The 13,774-nt window shown below is 66.8% G+C and carries 14 protein-coding genes; 11 read left to right on the top strand and 3 right to left on the bottom strand.

All coding sequences use genetic code 11. The features are described from left to right. Positions 1–37: 37 nt before the first annotated feature. From QLQ86_RS09840 to QLQ86_RS09790, 11 genes are all read left to right on the top strand, one after another. On the top strand, positions 38–1,051 hold the full coding sequence (locus QLQ86_RS09840) for a substrate-binding domain-containing protein (protein ID WP_282737106.1): 1,014 nt from the start codon (positions 38–40) through the stop codon (positions 1,049–1,051). 104 nt (positions 1,052–1,155) lie between these two features. Beyond that, positions 1,156–2,412, top strand: coding sequence for a phosphate ABC transporter permease subunit PstC (gene pstC / locus QLQ86_RS09835; RefSeq protein WP_282737107.1), 1,257 nt, complete (start codon positions 1,156–1,158; stop codon positions 2,410–2,412). Between the two features lie 18 nt (positions 2,413–2,430). After that, positions 2,431–3,597: a phosphate ABC transporter permease PstA gene (gene pstA, locus QLQ86_RS09830; RefSeq protein ID WP_282816776.1), complete on the top strand. Its 1,167-nt coding sequence runs from the start codon at positions 2,431–2,433 to the stop codon at positions 3,595–3,597. Positions 3,598–3,661: 64 nt separating this feature from the next. Beyond that, on the top strand, positions 3,662–4,486 hold the full coding sequence (gene pstB, locus QLQ86_RS09825; RefSeq protein ID WP_407650075.1) for a phosphate ABC transporter ATP-binding protein PstB: 825 nt from the start codon (positions 3,662–3,664) through the stop codon (positions 4,484–4,486). Positions 4,487–4,505: 19 nt separating this feature from the next. Then, the gene (chrA, locus tag QLQ86_RS09820; protein WP_282816775.1) at positions 4,506–5,708 is read left to right on the top strand and encodes a chromate efflux transporter; all 1,203 of its coding nucleotides are present in this window, start codon (positions 4,506–4,508) and stop codon (positions 5,706–5,708) included. 67 nt (positions 5,709–5,775) lie between these two features. Then, on the top strand, positions 5,776–6,198 hold the full coding sequence (locus QLQ86_RS09815) for an arsenate reductase ArsC (protein ID WP_282737110.1): 423 nt from the start codon (positions 5,776–5,778) through the stop codon (positions 6,196–6,198). A 42-nt stretch (positions 6,199–6,240) separates the two neighbouring features. Further along, complete coding sequence (locus QLQ86_RS09810) at positions 6,241–7,257, top strand: ArsJ-associated glyceraldehyde-3-phosphate dehydrogenase (RefSeq protein WP_282737111.1); 1,017 nt, start codon at positions 6,241–6,243, stop codon at positions 7,255–7,257. Continuing rightward, on the top strand, positions 7,250–8,479 hold the full coding sequence (arsJ, locus tag QLQ86_RS09805) for an organoarsenical effux MFS transporter ArsJ (protein ID WP_282816774.1): 1,230 nt from the start codon (positions 7,250–7,252) through the stop codon (positions 8,477–8,479). Before QLQ86_RS09810 ends, arsJ begins: the two co-directional genes overlap by 8 nt. A 121-nt stretch (positions 8,480–8,600) precedes the next feature. Beyond that, entirely contained in the window at positions 8,601–8,963 is a 363-nt protein-coding gene (locus QLQ86_RS09800) for a metalloregulator ArsR/SmtB family transcription factor (protein WP_407650078.1), read from the top strand. Between the two features lie 156 nt (positions 8,964–9,119). Beyond that, positions 9,120–10,061 carry a DnaJ C-terminal domain-containing protein gene (locus QLQ86_RS09795; RefSeq protein ID WP_282737114.1) on the top strand — a complete coding sequence of 314 codons (942 nt, stop codon included), beginning with the start codon at positions 9,120–9,122 and terminating at the stop codon, positions 10,059–10,061. Positions 10,062–10,064: 3 nt separating this feature from the next. Further along, positions 10,065–10,397 (top strand): chaperone modulator CbpM, encoded by a 333-nt coding sequence (locus tag QLQ86_RS09790; RefSeq protein WP_282816773.1) that lies wholly within the window; start codon positions 10,065–10,067, stop codon positions 10,395–10,397. Positions 10,398–10,483: 86 nt separating this feature from the next. On the opposite strand, the gene QLQ86_RS09785 is transcribed toward QLQ86_RS09790, so the two are convergent. The 3 genes from QLQ86_RS09785 to QLQ86_RS09775 all read right to left on the bottom strand — a co-directional run bounded on the left by QLQ86_RS09785 (position 10,484) and on the right by QLQ86_RS09775 (position 13,443). Further along, positions 10,484–10,717, bottom strand: coding sequence for a thioredoxin family protein (locus QLQ86_RS09785; protein ID WP_282737116.1), 234 nt, complete (start codon positions 10,715–10,717; stop codon positions 10,484–10,486). A 43-nt stretch (positions 10,718–10,760) separates the two neighbouring features. Further along, the gene (locus QLQ86_RS09780) at positions 10,761–12,113 is read right to left on the bottom strand and encodes a permease (protein ID WP_282737117.1); all 1,353 of its coding nucleotides are present in this window, start codon (positions 12,111–12,113) and stop codon (positions 10,761–10,763) included. A gap of 145 nt (positions 12,114–12,258) precedes the next feature. Further along, positions 12,259–13,443: a thiolase family protein gene (locus tag QLQ86_RS09775; RefSeq protein ID WP_282737118.1), complete on the bottom strand. Its 1,185-nt coding sequence runs from the start codon at positions 13,441–13,443 to the stop codon at positions 12,259–12,261. Positions 13,444–13,774: the final 331 nt, after the last annotated feature.

The raw sequence follows: 13,774 nt of genomic DNA, 5'->3' as shown, positions 1-13,774 counted from the left end.
TGAAGGTTGCACACTGTCCTCATCAGGAGACCGCTCCATGAATCGCATCCTCAAGACCACTGCTATCGCCGCCGCCGTCATGGGCGTGGCCACCGTGGCCCACGCCCGCGACCAGATCCGTATCGTCGGTTCCAGCACCGTCTACCCGTTCGCCAGCTATGTGACCGAGGAGTTCGGCGCGGTGACCGAGTATCCGACGCCGGTCATCGAGTCTACCGGCTCTGGCGGCGGTATCCGCCTGTTCTGTAACGGCGTAGGCGAGGGCACTCCGGACATCTCCAATGCTTCCCGCCGCATCAAGGCCTCCGAGCTGGAGCGCTGCCTCGAGAACGGCGTGACCGATGTCACCGAGGTCAAGATCGGTTCCGACGGCATCGTCTTCGCCCAGTCCAGCACCAACGAGGCCATCGAGCTGACCCTCGAGCAGCTGTTCCTGGCCGTGGCGGCCAAGGTGCCGGTCGATGGCGAGCTGGTCGACAACCCCTACACCAACTGGAGCGAGATCGACGCCTCCCTGCCGGATCGCGAGATCTCCATCTACGGCCCGCCCAGCACCTCCGGTACCCGTGACGCCTTCGAGGAGCTCGCCATGGAAGTCCCGTCGGAGGAAATGGAGGCCTACGGTGGCGAGGCCTACACTGACATTCGTTCCGACGGCGTCTATATCGATGCCGGCGAGAACGACAACCTGATCGTCCAGCGCCTGAGCGAAGACACCGATGCCTTCGGCATCTTCGGCTACTCCTTCCTGGTCGAGAATCCCGATACCCTGGTCGGCACCGCCATCGATGGCGTGGAGCCGGAGTCCGAGGCGATCAGCGCCGGGGACTACCCGATCGCCCGCTCGCTGTGGTTCTACGTCAAGAACCAGCACGCCGAGGAGGTACCGCCGCTGTACGACTACGTGGACATGTTCGTCTCCGAGACCATGATCGGCGAGGGTGGCTATCTGGGTGACCTGGGCCTGATCCCGCTGCCGGAAGCCGAGCGCGAGCAGACCCGTGAAAAGGTTGAAAATCGGGCTAAGCTCGAGGTCAGCGACCTCAAGTAACACCCCGATGGGCATGGACGCCTGATCCGGCCGGCAGCCTACGGCTGCCGGCCGTCGCACGTTCTGGCAGGCACGCTGCCGTCGTTATCCACCGAGAGAGACCTATGCAGACCAACCAACTCCTCGCCATGTTCAGCGGCGTCCTGCTGCTGCTGGGTCTGATAGCCTTCTTCCTGGGTCGTGCCAAGGCCGCGCGGGTGCGCGCCACGGGCACGGCCATGTATGCCCAGCCCGATCAGTACGCCTGGTTTGCCGTGCTCGCCACCGCCGGCCCGGCGATCACCGTGGGCGCCATCGGGGCCTTGCTGATGCTGCTGCTGGGCGCCGATATCCCCACCCTCTACCTGCTGGCCGGCAGTCTGGTGATCGCCGCCATCGGCCTGTTGGTGGGCATGAGCCAGGTGAAGCCCGACTTTCACGCCCGCCAGGCCATCGAGCGGGTGATTCGCTGGGTGCTGGTCGCCGCGGCGATGATCTCGATCTTCACCACCTTCGGCATCCTCTTCTCCATCGTCTTCGAGGCGCTGCGCTTCTTCCAGATGCACAGCTTCTGGGACTTCATCACCGGGACCGTCTGGAACCCCGGCGCCAGCTTCCTGGCCGCCGCCGGGCGAGGCGACGAAGCGGGCAGCGCCGCTCAGTTCGGCTCGGTGCCGCTGTTCGCCGGCACCTTCATGATCACGGCCATCGCCATGCTGGTGGCGATCCCCGTGGGCCTGCTCTCGGCCATCTACATGGCGGAGTTCGCCCCGCGTCGGGTGCGCACCCTGGCCAAGCCGACCCTCGAGGTGCTGGCCGGCATTCCCACCGTGGTCTATGGCTTCTTCGCCGCCATCACGGTGGCCCCGATCATCGTCGACGTCGCCGGCTTCTTCGGGCTGGATGCCTCCTTCAACAATGCCGTGGCGCCCGGGCTGGTGATGGGCATCATGATCATCCCCTTCATCTCCTCGCTCTCCGACGACGTGATCAATGCGGTGCCGGACAGCATGCGTCAGGGTTCCCTGGCGCTGGGCATGACCAAGGGCGAGACCATCCGCGACGTGGTCATTCCCGCGGCCCTCCCGGGGATCATCTCCGCCTCGCTGCTGGCGGTCTCGCGGGCGCTGGGCGAGACGATGATCGTGGTGATGGCGGCGGGCATGCGGCCCAACCTGACCGCCAACCCGCTGGAGGACATGACCACGGTGACGGTGCGCATCGTCGCGGCGCTGACCGGCGACCTGGAGTTCGAGAGTGCCGAGACCCTCTCCGCCTTCGCCCTGGGCCTGGTGCTGTTTACCGTCACGCTGAGCCTGAACCTGGTGTCGGTGCTCATGATCCGCCGCTTCCGCGAGAAGTATCGCGTCAACAACCTGTAACGCCGAGGAATCGCCGAGATGAGTCAATCCTTCGACGACATCAGCGCCCAGCTGCGCCGCCGCCACCGCCAGTCGTCGCGGCTGAAGTGGATCTCCATGGGGGCCCTGGGGCTCGCCGGCCTGTTCCTGGTACTGTTCTTCGCCGACATGCTCAACAAGGGGCTGCCGGCCTTCCAGCAGACCTATGTGGAAGTGGAACTGACGTACAACGAGGACGCGACCCGCATGGGGCGTGCCGCCATGGAGCCCGAGGATGCCAAGATCGTCAGCCGCAGCTTCGAGCGCCTGATACCGGGCATGCTGCGTGACGACCCCGACTTGCTGGGCACCTCCGAGACCCGCTGGGTACTGGCCAACGGCGAGGTGGACCAGTACCTCAAGGGCAACCGCAACAAGCTCAGCGAGGCCGAACGGCAAGCGGTCGACGAGAAGGTCGAGAGCGGCCAGGTGGCCCTGAAGTTCAATACCACCTTCTTCACCGAGGGTGACTCCAAGATGTCCGAGCGTGCCGGCATCATGGCCGCCGCCGTGGGCACGGTGATGACCATGCTGGTGACGCTGGCGATCGCCTTTCCCATCGGCGTGATGACGGCGGTCTACCTGGAGGAGTTCGCCCCGGACAACCGCCTGACCCAGATCATCGAGATCAACATCAACAACCTGGCGGCGATCCCTTCGATCCTGTTCGGCCTGCTGGGCCTGGCGATCTTCATCAACTTCTTCGGGGTGCCGCGCTCCTCGCCGCTGGTGGGCGGCATGACCCTGGCGCTGATGACCCTGCCGGTGATCATCATCGCCACCCGCACGGCGCTGCGCAGCGTGCCGGACTCGATTCGCCACGCCGCCTTCGGCGTCGGCTGCTCGCGCTGGCAGGTGGTGCGTGACCACGTGCTGCCGCTGGCCATGCCGGGGATCATGACCGGCTCGATCATCGGCCTGGCCCAGGCCATGGGCGAGACCGCACCGCTGATCATCGTCGGCATGGTGGCCTTCATCCCCGACGTGGGCGCCTCCTTCACCCAGGCCGCCACCGTGCTGCCGGCGCAGGTCTTCACCTGGGCGGGGGAGCCGGAGCAGGCCTTCGTCGAGAAGACCGCCGGGGGGATCCTGGTGCTGCTGGCGATCCTGATCTTCCTCAACGCCACCGCCGTCGTCCTGCGCAAGAAGTTCGAGCGCCGCTGGTAGGCCACGCTACGTTACAGGGTATCCACAGATGAACATTCACGTTGCCGAGCGGAGTACCGCGCCGATGTCACGTCACGAAAGCTCCCGTCCCGAACCCGGCCAGCCGGTGACCCGCAATACCGACGCCCACCACGAGCTGAGCATTCGCGTCCGCGACCTCAGCCTCTGGTACGGCCAGAGCCAGGCGTTGAAGAACATCAACATCGATGTCTACCAGAAGAACATCACGGCCCTGATCGGGCCCTCGGGCTGCGGCAAGTCCACCTTCCTGCGCTGCCTGAATCGCATGAACGACCTGATCCCCAGCGTGCGAATCGAGGGGCTGGTGGAAATGGACGGCCGCGACGTCAATGCCGCCAAGATGGACGAGGTGGCCCTGCGCCGCCGGGTGGGCATGGTCTTCCAGAAGCCCAATCCCTTTCCCAAGTCGATCTACGACAATGTCGTCTATGCGCCGCGCATGCACGACCTGGTGAGCCGCAAGCCGGAGCAGGACGAACTGGTGGAGAAGGCGCTGCGCGACGCCGGCCTGTGGGAGGAGGTCAAGGACAAGCTGCACCAGCCGGGCACGTCGCTCTCCGGTGGCCAGCAGCAGCGCCTGTGCATCGCCCGCGCCATCGCCGTGCAGCCCGATGTGATCCTCATGGACGAGCCCACCTCGGCGCTGGACCCGATCTCCACGGCGACCATTGAGGACCTGATGGACAAGCTCAAGCAGCAGTTCACCATCATCACCGTGACCCACAACATGCAGCAGGCGGCGCGGGTGGCCGACTACACGGCCTTCTTCCACCTCGGCGAGATCATCGAGTACAACGACACCCGGACGATGTTCGCCAACCCGGCCACCAAGAAGGCGGAAGACTACATCACCGGCCGCTACGGCTGAGCGTGGACGAGCCCCGGCCATGACCCGCTCGCCAGCCCATGGAGGCCGACGCCGGGAGGTCTTCCAGGCCTTCCTGCTGCTGGGCCTGACCTCGTTCGGTGGCCCCGTCGCGCACCTGGGCTACTTTCGCCACGAGTTCGTGACGCGTCGGCACTGGCTCGGCCAGCGGGACTATGCCGACCTGGTGGCGCTCTGCCAGTTCTTGCCCGGGCCGGCCAGCAGCCAGGTGGGTTTCGCCCTCGGCCTGCTGCGGGCCGGGCCCTGGGGCGCCGCCCTGGCCTGGCTGGCCTTCACCCTCCCGTCGGCGTTGCTGCTGGTGGCCTTCGCCCTGGGCGCGAGCCTGTTCGACGGCCCCGTTGGCGCGGGGCTGGTCCACGGCCTCAAGGTGGCGGCGGTGGCCATCGTCGCCCAGGCCGTCTGGGGCATGGCGCAGGGCCTCTGCCCGGACCGGCGTCGCGCGGGCATCGCGCTGGCCGCGGTCTTCAGCGTGGTGCTGGTGGGTGGTCCCCTGGGCCAGGTGATGGCGATCCTGGCGGGGGCGCTGGCCGGCCTGGCGCTGTGTCGCCGCGGCGGCGGGGATACTCCTCCAGCGCCGCTGGCGCTGCCGGTGTCCCATCGGGCCGGTGGCCTTGCCCTGGTGGTCTTCCTGTTGCTGCTGGGGGGATTGCCGCTGCTGGACCTCGCCACCGCCTCGTCGACGCTCGACCTGCTGGATGCCTTCTACCGGGCCGGGGCCCTGGTGTTCGGCGGGGGGCACGTGGTGCTGCCGCTGCTCGAGGCCGAGGTGGTGCAGTCGGGCTGGGTCTCGCCGGCGTCCTTCCTGGCCGGTTATGGCGCCGCCCAGGCGGTGCCTGGCCCCTTGTTCACCTTCGCGGCCTATCTGGGCAGCGTGATGGGCGTCGGACCCGGCGGGCTCCCTGGCGCCGCCCTGGCACTGGTCACCATCTTCGTGCCGGGATTGCTGTTGCTGGTGGCCGTGATGCCGTTCTGGGAGACCTTGCGCCACCGGGCTAGCGCCCAATCGGCGATGCGCGGCGCCAATGCCGCCGTGGTGGGCATCCTGGGCGTCGCGCTCTACGACCCGCTCTGGACCGGCGTCATCCTCGGGCCCGAGCAGTTCGCGCTGGCCCTGGCTGGCTTCCTGCTGCTGGTGCGCTGGCAGCTGCCCGCCTGGGCCGTGGTGGCGCTGCTGGCCGTGTCGGGCGTCTTTATCGCCCCTTGATGGCTGTCACCAGATTGACATCTGGCGCTGTTATATATGAAATTCCATATATTCAGGAGCCTCTTCCATGGCCAAACAGCGCGTGCTCTTTCTCTGCAATGCCAATGCTGCCCGCTCGCTGATGGGCGAGGCGCTGCTGCGCCATATGGCCGGCGACCGGTTCGAGGCTTACAGCGCGGGCAGTGAGCCTGATACCCCCGCCGCGATGACCCTGGCGGCATTGAAGAAGCAGGGGATTTCCACCGAGGGGCTGGCCAGCCAGTCACTGGACGACTTCGCCGGCGAACATTTCAACGCCGTCGTCGTGCTGTGCGACAAGGCCCAGCAGGCCTGCCGCGACTGGCAGGGCGAAAGCGACGAGCACCTCTACTGGGATATTCGCGACCCGCGCCTGATCGGTCGTGCCGATGCCTACGAGCAGGCCCTCAACGAGATTCGTCACCGCCTCTCGCTGTGGCTGCAGATCAAGGCCCGCGACGATCAGGCCTGAGGGGTCGGCAACCCCCCCATTTTCTTTCATCCGGAGAGCAACATGACCCTACGTATCGGCATCAACGGCTTCGGGCGCATCGGCCGCCTGGTGCTGCGCAGCCTCTGGCCCCGCGTCGCGGCGGGCGAGGTCGAGCTTTCGCGCATCAATGACCCGGGCGGTGATGCCGCCACCTTCGCCCACCTGCTGGAGTTCGACTCGGTCCACGGCCAGTGGTCGCCGGGGCAGGGCATCCAGGCCGAGGCCGATGCCATCGTCATCGATGGCCACCGCATCGCCTTCAGCGCGCACAGGGCGCTGGACGAGGGCGACTGGTCCGGCTGTCAGGTGGCCATCGAGTGCTCCGGCAAGATGAAGACAACGGAGGCGCTTCAGGCCTACCTGGACCAGGGCGTCGAGCGGGTGGTGGTCAGCGCGCCGGTGAAGGAGGAGGGCGTGCTCAACGTGGTGGTGGGCGTCAACGACGACAAGTACGACCCGGACCTCCATCGCATCGTCACCGCCGCAAGTTGCACCACCAACTGCCTGGCACCGGTGGTCAAGGTGATCCACGAGACCTACGGCATCCGCCACGGCTCCATGACCACGGTGCACGACATCACCAACACCCAGACGATCCTCGATGCCCCGCACAAGGACCTGCGCCGGGCCCGCGCCTGCGGCATGAGCCTGATCCCCACCACCACCGGCTCGGCCAAGGCGATCACCGCCATCTTCCCGGAGCTTACTGGCAAACTGAATGGCCACGCCATCCGCGTGCCGCTGGCCAACGCCTCGCTCACCGACATGGTCTTCGAGCTCGAGCGTGAGGTGACCGTGGAGGAGGTCAACGCGACGCTCAAGGCCGCCGCCGAGGGCGAGCTTGCCGGCATCCTGGGCTATGAAGAGCGCCCGCTGGTCTCCATCGACTACCGCACCGACCCGCGCAGCGCGATCATCGATGCGCTCTCCACCATGGTGATCAACGGCACCCAGCTCAAGCTCTACGCCTGGTACGACAACGAATGGGGCTACGCCAACCGCACCGCCGAGCTGGCCATGAAGGTGGGGCGTGGTTGAATCGCTCAGCACACGACTCAAGTCGCTGCCCTTCGAGGTACGTCAGTACCTGCTGATCACCGGCAACTACTGGGCCTTCACCCTGACCGACGGCGCCCTGCGCATGCTGGTGGTGCTCCACTTCCACCAGCTGGGCTACTCGCCGCTCGAGGTGGCGCTGCTGTTCCTCTTCTACGAGGCCTTCGGGGTGGTCACCAACCTGGTGGGGGGGTGGCTGGGCGCCCGCCTGGGGCTCAACCGCACCATGAACGCGGGGCTTGCGCTGCAGATCGTGGCGCTTTGCATGCTGATGGTGCCCGCCGCGGCGCTGACCGTGCCCTGGGTGATGGCGGCCCAGGCACTCTCGGGCATTGCCAAGGACCTCAACAAGATGAGCGCCAAGAGCGCGGTCAAGGTGCTGGTGCCCAGGGACAGCCCCAGCGCCGGCAGTGCCCTCTACCGCTGGGTGGCGATCCTCACCGGGTCCAAGAACGCCCTCAAGGGGGCGGGCTTCTTCCTCGGCGGGGTGTTGCTGTCGCTGATCGGCTTCCGTGGTGCGGTGATCGCCATGGCGGTGATGCTGGTGGCGGTACTCGCCCTGTCGCTGGCCCGGCTCAAGGCCGACCTGGGCCGCCAGAAGCGCAAGCCCAGGTTCAGCGAGGTGTTCTCGAAGTCGCGGGCCATCAACGTGCTCTCGGCGGCAAGGCTGTGCCTCTTCGCCTCACGGGACGTCTGGTTCGTGGTGGCGCTGCCGGTGTTTCTCTACGACCAGCACGGCTGGAGCCACTGGACGGTGGGCGGGCTGCTGGCGATCTGGGTGATCGGCTACGGCGGCGTGCAGACCCAGGCGCCGCGCCTCACCGGCCTGGTCAAGGGCGGGGCACGGGGCGTCACTGTGGCCTGGGCCCTGGCGCTTGCCGGCCTGCCGGCGCTGCTGGCGCTGCTGCCCCTGGCCGAGGTCGGCTGGCTGGTGGCGGGCCTGCTGGCCTTCGGCGTGCTGTTCGCCATCAACTCCAGCTGGCACAGCTACCTGATCGTTCACTACGCGCGCGCCGACGGCGTTTCCATGGACGTGGGCTTCTACTACATGGCCAACGCCATGGGGCGCCTGCTGGGGACCCTGCTCTCCGGCTGGGTCTATCAGGTCTACGGCCTGACCGCCTGCCTGTGGATCTCGTCCGCCCTGGTGGCGGCCAGCGCGCTGATGGCCCTGGCGCTGCCGCGGGAGGCCACGGGACGGTGAGGTGATGAGGCGCCGATATCCCCTGCGCGGGTTGACCCTGACGCTGGGGACCACCCAGCCGCTGGCCGCTGTCGACATGCTGCGCTTTGACGTAAAGTGAGTAGGGTTTTGATCACGAAGGATAACGCCATTGACTCAGCTTGATCCTGCTCGATTGTTCAAGTGCCTGGGCGACGACACCCGCCTGACGCTGACGCTGCTGATTCGCTGCGAGGAGGAACTGTGCGTCTGCGAGATGACCCATGCCCTGGAGGAATCCCAGCCCAAGGTATCGCGTCACCTGGCCCAATTGCGTAACTGCGGCCTGCTCAGCGACCGCCGAGAAGGTCAGTGGGTCTACTACCGCCTGGCGTCGGCGCTGCCCGACTGGATAGAGAACGTGCTGAAGGCCGCTCAGCAGGGCCACGCCGATCGCCTGGCCCTTTTACAGCATCGTCTGGCCGGCATGGGCAATCGGCCCGATCGTCGCCTGGCCATGTGTTGAGGCGAAGCCGGCGTTCACTCTTCCTTCCACGACGGGCTTTCCATTTTTCTCGGCCATTTTCGACTAGCCTTGCATCATACTGCTGGAGCCTTTCAAGTGTGACCCCCGTGTTATCGCGCTTGTGAAAGGTCATGGCATCTGTCGGAGCTTTCATCAGTGGAATTCAAGGATTACTACCAGGTGCTCGGGGTGGCGAAGACCGCGACGGCCGAGGAAATCAAGAAGGCCTACCGCAAGCTGGCGCGCAAGTTTCATCCCGATGTCAGCAAGGAGCCCGAAGCCGAACAGCGTATGCAGGAGATCAATGAGGCCAAGGCGGTGCTGACCGATCCGGAGAAGCGTCTCGCCTATGACCAGTTGGCTCAGCAGTATCGGTCGGGCCAGGATTTCCAGCCGCCGCCGGACTGGGATGCGGGCTTCGAATACAGCGGTCGTGGTTTCGAGGAGGCCGACCTCGGTGAGTTCAGCGACTTCTTCGCCAACCTGTTCGGCCAGGGTGGCCGGGCAGGGCGAGGCAGACGCGGCTATCAGATGCGCGGGGAGGATCGCCACGCCAAGGTCTTCATCGACCTGGCGGACGCCTTCCAGGGCGCGACCCGGGCGATCACCCTGCAAGTGCCCCAGGTCGACGCGCAAGGACGTGTGGTCTCCCGGGACCACACCCTGAGCGTGCGTATCCCCAGGGGCGTGAAGGAGGGCCAGCACATCCGCCTCTCGGGGCAGGGCAGCCCGGGTGTCGGCGGTGGCCCGGCGGGTGACCTCTATCTGGAGATCCACTTCACGCCGGATTCGCGTTATCGGGTCGAGGGGCGGGATGTGTATCAAACGGTGCCGGTGACCCCCTGGGAGGCCGCTCTGGGAGCCAGCATCGAAACCCCGACTCCCTCGGGGGCGGTGAAGCTCAAGGTGCCTGCCGGGTCACAGACCGGTCGCCGCTTGCGCCTGAAGGGGCGGGGTATTCCTGGGCCGGAGCCGGGGGATCTGTATGTGGAGCTCGAGGTGGTGCTGCCCCCGGCCGATACCGACAAGGCACGGGAACTCTACAAGACCATGGCGCATGAACTCGCGTTCGATCCGCGCCAACGGAGGGGAGGCTAGGAGATGGAGCAGCAGCGTATCGTCAGCGGCGAACTGATCGACGAGGCGACCCTGACCCTCGAGGATCTGGCGCGCGCCTGCTCGGTGGAAACCGATTGGGTGGTCGAGCGCATCGAGAGCGGCCTGCTGGCCGATGGTTCGCCCTATGTGGCGAGTTGGCGCTTCACCAGTCGTGACCTGACCCGTGCCCGACGGATGCGTCAGCTGGAACGTGACTTCGAGGCAGCGCCCGAACTCGCCGCCCTGGCCGCCGACCTGATCGAGGAGAACCAGCGCCTGAGGGAGCGGCTGCGGGCCGCAGGACTGGTGGATGACCCAGCACCGCCTGAAAGGTGAGATGGCGCCGCCGCCCGGGTCAAGGGGCCGGCACCTCACACAGGTCAGGCAGTCCGCTGCCGGTCGATTCTCGAAGGCTAGCGGGCTCAGGCCTTCAGCAGTGCCTCGAGCTCCTCGGGGCTGGCGACCTTGCCTTCGAGTACCACCTCGCCGTCGATGCCCAGTGCCGGGGTGCGCATCACCCCCTTGTCGATGATGGCGTTCATGTCGGTGACCTTCTCGATCTCCACCGCGAGGCCCAGGGCCTCGGCGGCCTGCTGGGCGTTGGCGGTCAGCTGCTCGCACTTCTTGCAGCCCTTGCCGTAGATGCTCAGTTTCATGGTGCTCTCCTGCGGGAGTCGTCGAGTTGGGGAATGCTGGGCGTCAAGGCCACAGCTGGCCGTAGAGATAGCCGGTCAGGGTCGCCATGACCACCACCAGCGTGCAGTAGACCAGGGTCTTCTGGGTACCCATGATGGTACGGATGACCAGCATGTTGGGCAGCGACAGCGCGGGGCCGGCCAGCAGTAGCGCCAGCGCCGGGCCTTTGCCCATGCCGTTGCCGATCAGCCCCTGGACGATCGGCACCTCGGTGAGGGTCGAGAAGTACATGAAGCCGCCCAGCAGCGAGGCCAGGAAGGTGGACGGGAAACCGTTGTCGCCCACCGCCATCACCACCCACTCGGAGGGGATCAGTCCCTCCTCGCCGGGACGCCCCAGCAGCAGGCCGGCCACGAACACACCGACCAGCAGCAGCGGCATGATCTGCTTGGTGAAGTCCCAGCTCTGCTCGGCCCACTCGCGGTCGTCGTCGCGCAGGGTGGCGATCAGCATGATGCCGATGATGCCCACCGCGAAGGCCAGCTCCGGTACGTTGGGCACCAGCAGGGCGGCCAGCACCACGGCGCCGACCAGCACCGCCACCTGGCGCAGCGGCCAGCCCCAGCGGCGCATCAGCAGCAGGGCGAAGAGCCCGCCAAGCACCGCGGTGATCTGCCACTTCCAGGCGTGGATAGCCATCCAGGTAGGGCTGTCGGCCGCGGCCCAGTTGGCGAATACCAGGATGCCTATCATCAGGCCGAAGAAGGCCACTACCTGGCCCAGCGGGCGACCGTCGTCGTCGGCGTCGAAGCCGCGAGCATTTTGCTGGCTGCGCGCCAGCTCCTCGCGGCGATAGATCAGGTGCATGATCACGCCGATCACCACCGCGAAGACGATGGCGCCGATGGCCCGCGCCAGGCCCAGTTCCAGGCCCAGTACCTTGGCGGTGACCACCACCGCCATGACGTTGATCGCCGGCCCCGAGTAGAGGAAGGCCACCGCCGGTCCCAGGCCCGCGCCGCGCCGGTAGATGCCACCGAACAGCGGCAGCACGGTGCAGGAGCAGACCGCCAGCAGCATCCCCGACACCGAGGCCATGCCGAAGGCCACCGGCTTGGGCGCCGCCGGGCCCAGGTAGCGCATCACCGCGCCCTGGCTCAGGTAGGCGGCCATGGCGCCGGCGATCAGGAAGGCCGGCAGCAGGCAGAGGATCACATGCTCCTGGGCGTACCAGTGGGTCAGCCGGATGCCCTCCAGCACGGCGTTGTCGAAGCGCGCCGTGCCGGCCGGCAGGAAGTAGATCAGCAGGAAGATGCCCACTACGGCACCGAGCCAGCGAATCTGGTCGGGGTGCTCCCTGGCAAGGTCGATCAGGCGTCCGGAGAAGGAGGAGGAAGCGGGGTTGGATTCCGACATGGAAAGCCTCGCGACAAGCAGGAGGAGATTTGTCGATCAGAATATATGCTTATCCATATGTTATCTACTTCAATGCGCCGAGAGCTTGAGAGGCATCAAGTTCCCGGCGGCTGGAGGACGTTGCAGGAGGTTGGGCGGGGTGGAGTCAGAGGGTTTCCAGCGCCAGGGCGATGCCCTGGCCGCCGCCGATGCACAGGGTGACGATGCCACGGCGCTCGCCGTTGCGCTGCATGGCATGCAGCAGGCGGGTGGTCAGCACCGCCCCGCTGGCGCCGATGGGGTGACCGTGGGCGATGGCGCCGCCCTCCACGTTGACGATCTCTTCCGGTAGCCCGAGTTCGCGCTGGCAGGCCAGGGCGATGGCGGCGAAGGCCTCGTTGATCTCCACCCGATCCAGGTCGCCCACCGACCAGCCGGCGCGCTCCAGCGCCTGCCTGACCGCCGGCACCGGGCCGATGCCGAAGTAGTCGGGGTCCACGGCACCGACGCCGAAGGCCACCAGCCTTGCCATGGGCGCGAGGCCCTGCCTTTCGGCCCAGTCGCGCTCGGCGACGATCATCGCCGAGGCACCGCTGTTGAGCCCCGGCGCATTACCCGCGGTGATGGTGCCCTCCTTGCGGAAGGCGGGCTTGAGCTTCGCGAGGGACTCCGGGGTGGTGTCGCCGCGGTTGTGCTCGTCGCGGGCGAAGGTCGTGGTGCCCTTGCGGCTGGTGAGCTCCACGCCGGCGATCTCGGCGTCGAAGTGGCCGGCCTCCTGGGCCTTGGAGAAGTTCAGCTGGGAGCGCAGCGCCCAGGCGTCCTGATCGTCCCTGGAGACGTTGTAGCGTGCGACCAGGTCCTCGGTGTGCCAGCCCGCATGCTTGTTGCTGAAGGCGTCGTTGAGACCATCGAGCAGCATGCTGTCGAACATGGTCACATCGCCCATGCGGGCGCCCCAGCGGCCCTGGGGGAGCACATAGGGGGCGCGGTCCATGTTCTCCATGCCGCCGGCGATGGCGCAGTCGGCCATGCCGCTCCAGATCTCCAGAGCGGTGCTGGCCACGGCTTGGGCGCCCGAACCGCACACCCGGTTGATGGTGAGCGCCGGAACCTCCACCGGCAGCCCGCCGCCGATGCCGGCCTGACGGGCGGAGTTCATGCGGCAGCCTGCCTGGATGACGTGACCCATCACCAGCGACTGCACCTTGTCGGCGGCGAGGCCGGATCGAGACAGGGTTTCCTGAATGACCCGCGCGCCCAGGTCGGTTGCAGGGGTGTCCTTGAGGCTGCCGCCATAGGTGCCGATGGCGGTACGAACGGGATGGCAGATGACAACGTCGCGGGTTGACATGAGTGTTCTCCTCTTGTCGTGCGGACAGGTGGCGGAATTGGCCACCCTTCGGGTCATGTCACCTATAGCACGGAGTTGGCGATGCGTCCCTGATAGGCATCGAACATGGGTGTTCGCCGCTGTAAAGCCTATGCCTCGGGAACCAACAGCGCGGGGCAGTGGGCAGCGCAGGCGATGGCCTCGACATCGGTTCTCGACTCCCTGGCCAACCAGCGCCGGGTCGATATGAGGTGAAGCCCGGACTCCAGCGCTCTCGCCTGGTGAGGTCCCGCAAGCGAGCGATAGAAGAGGGGGAAGCTGGCCTGGAGGCCGACATGCGAGGTCTCGTATC

Origin of the sequence: Halomonas rhizosphaerae, from assembly GCF_030012485.1 — a bacterium.
GTDB classification, from domain to species: domain Bacteria; phylum Pseudomonadota; class Gammaproteobacteria; order Pseudomonadales; family Halomonadaceae; genus Halomonas; species Halomonas rhizosphaerae.
The sequence above is the reverse complement of the archived record's forward strand: the minus strand, read 5'-3'. Positions and strand labels throughout refer to the sequence as shown.

Excerpts from the sequence above, each read along its gene's own strand:
- QLQ86_RS09840 (WP_282737106.1), top strand. The coding sequence starts at position 38 with ATGAATCGCATCCTCAAGACCACTGCTATCGCCGCCGCCGTCATGGGC.
- pstC (WP_282737107.1), top strand. The coding sequence starts at position 1,156 with ATGCAGACCAACCAACTCCTCGCCATGTTCAGCGGCGTCCTGCTGCTG.
- pstA (WP_282816776.1), top strand. The coding sequence starts at position 2,431 with ATGAGTCAATCCTTCGACGACATCAGCGCCCAGCTGCGCCGCCGCCAC.
- pstB (WP_407650075.1), top strand. The coding sequence starts at position 3,662 with ATGTCACGTCACGAAAGCTCCCGTCCCGAACCCGGCCAGCCGGTGACC.
- chrA (WP_282816775.1), top strand. The coding sequence starts at position 4,506 with ATGACCCGCTCGCCAGCCCATGGAGGCCGACGCCGGGAGGTCTTCCAG.
- QLQ86_RS09815 (WP_282737110.1), top strand. The coding sequence starts at position 5,776 with ATGGCCAAACAGCGCGTGCTCTTTCTCTGCAATGCCAATGCTGCCCGC.
- QLQ86_RS09810 (WP_282737111.1), top strand. The coding sequence starts at position 6,241 with ATGACCCTACGTATCGGCATCAACGGCTTCGGGCGCATCGGCCGCCTG.
- QLQ86_RS09790 (WP_282816773.1), top strand. The coding sequence starts at position 10,065 with ATGGAGCAGCAGCGTATCGTCAGCGGCGAACTGATCGACGAGGCGACC.
- QLQ86_RS09785 (WP_282737116.1), bottom strand. The coding sequence starts at position 10,717 with ATGAAACTGAGCATCTACGGCAAGGGCTGCAAGAAGTGCGAGCAGCTG.
- QLQ86_RS09780 (WP_282737117.1), bottom strand. The coding sequence starts at position 12,113 with ATGTCGGAATCCAACCCCGCTTCCTCCTCCTTCTCCGGACGCCTGATC.
- QLQ86_RS09775 (WP_282737118.1), bottom strand. The coding sequence starts at position 13,443 with ATGTCAACCCGCGACGTTGTCATCTGCCATCCCGTTCGTACCGCCATC.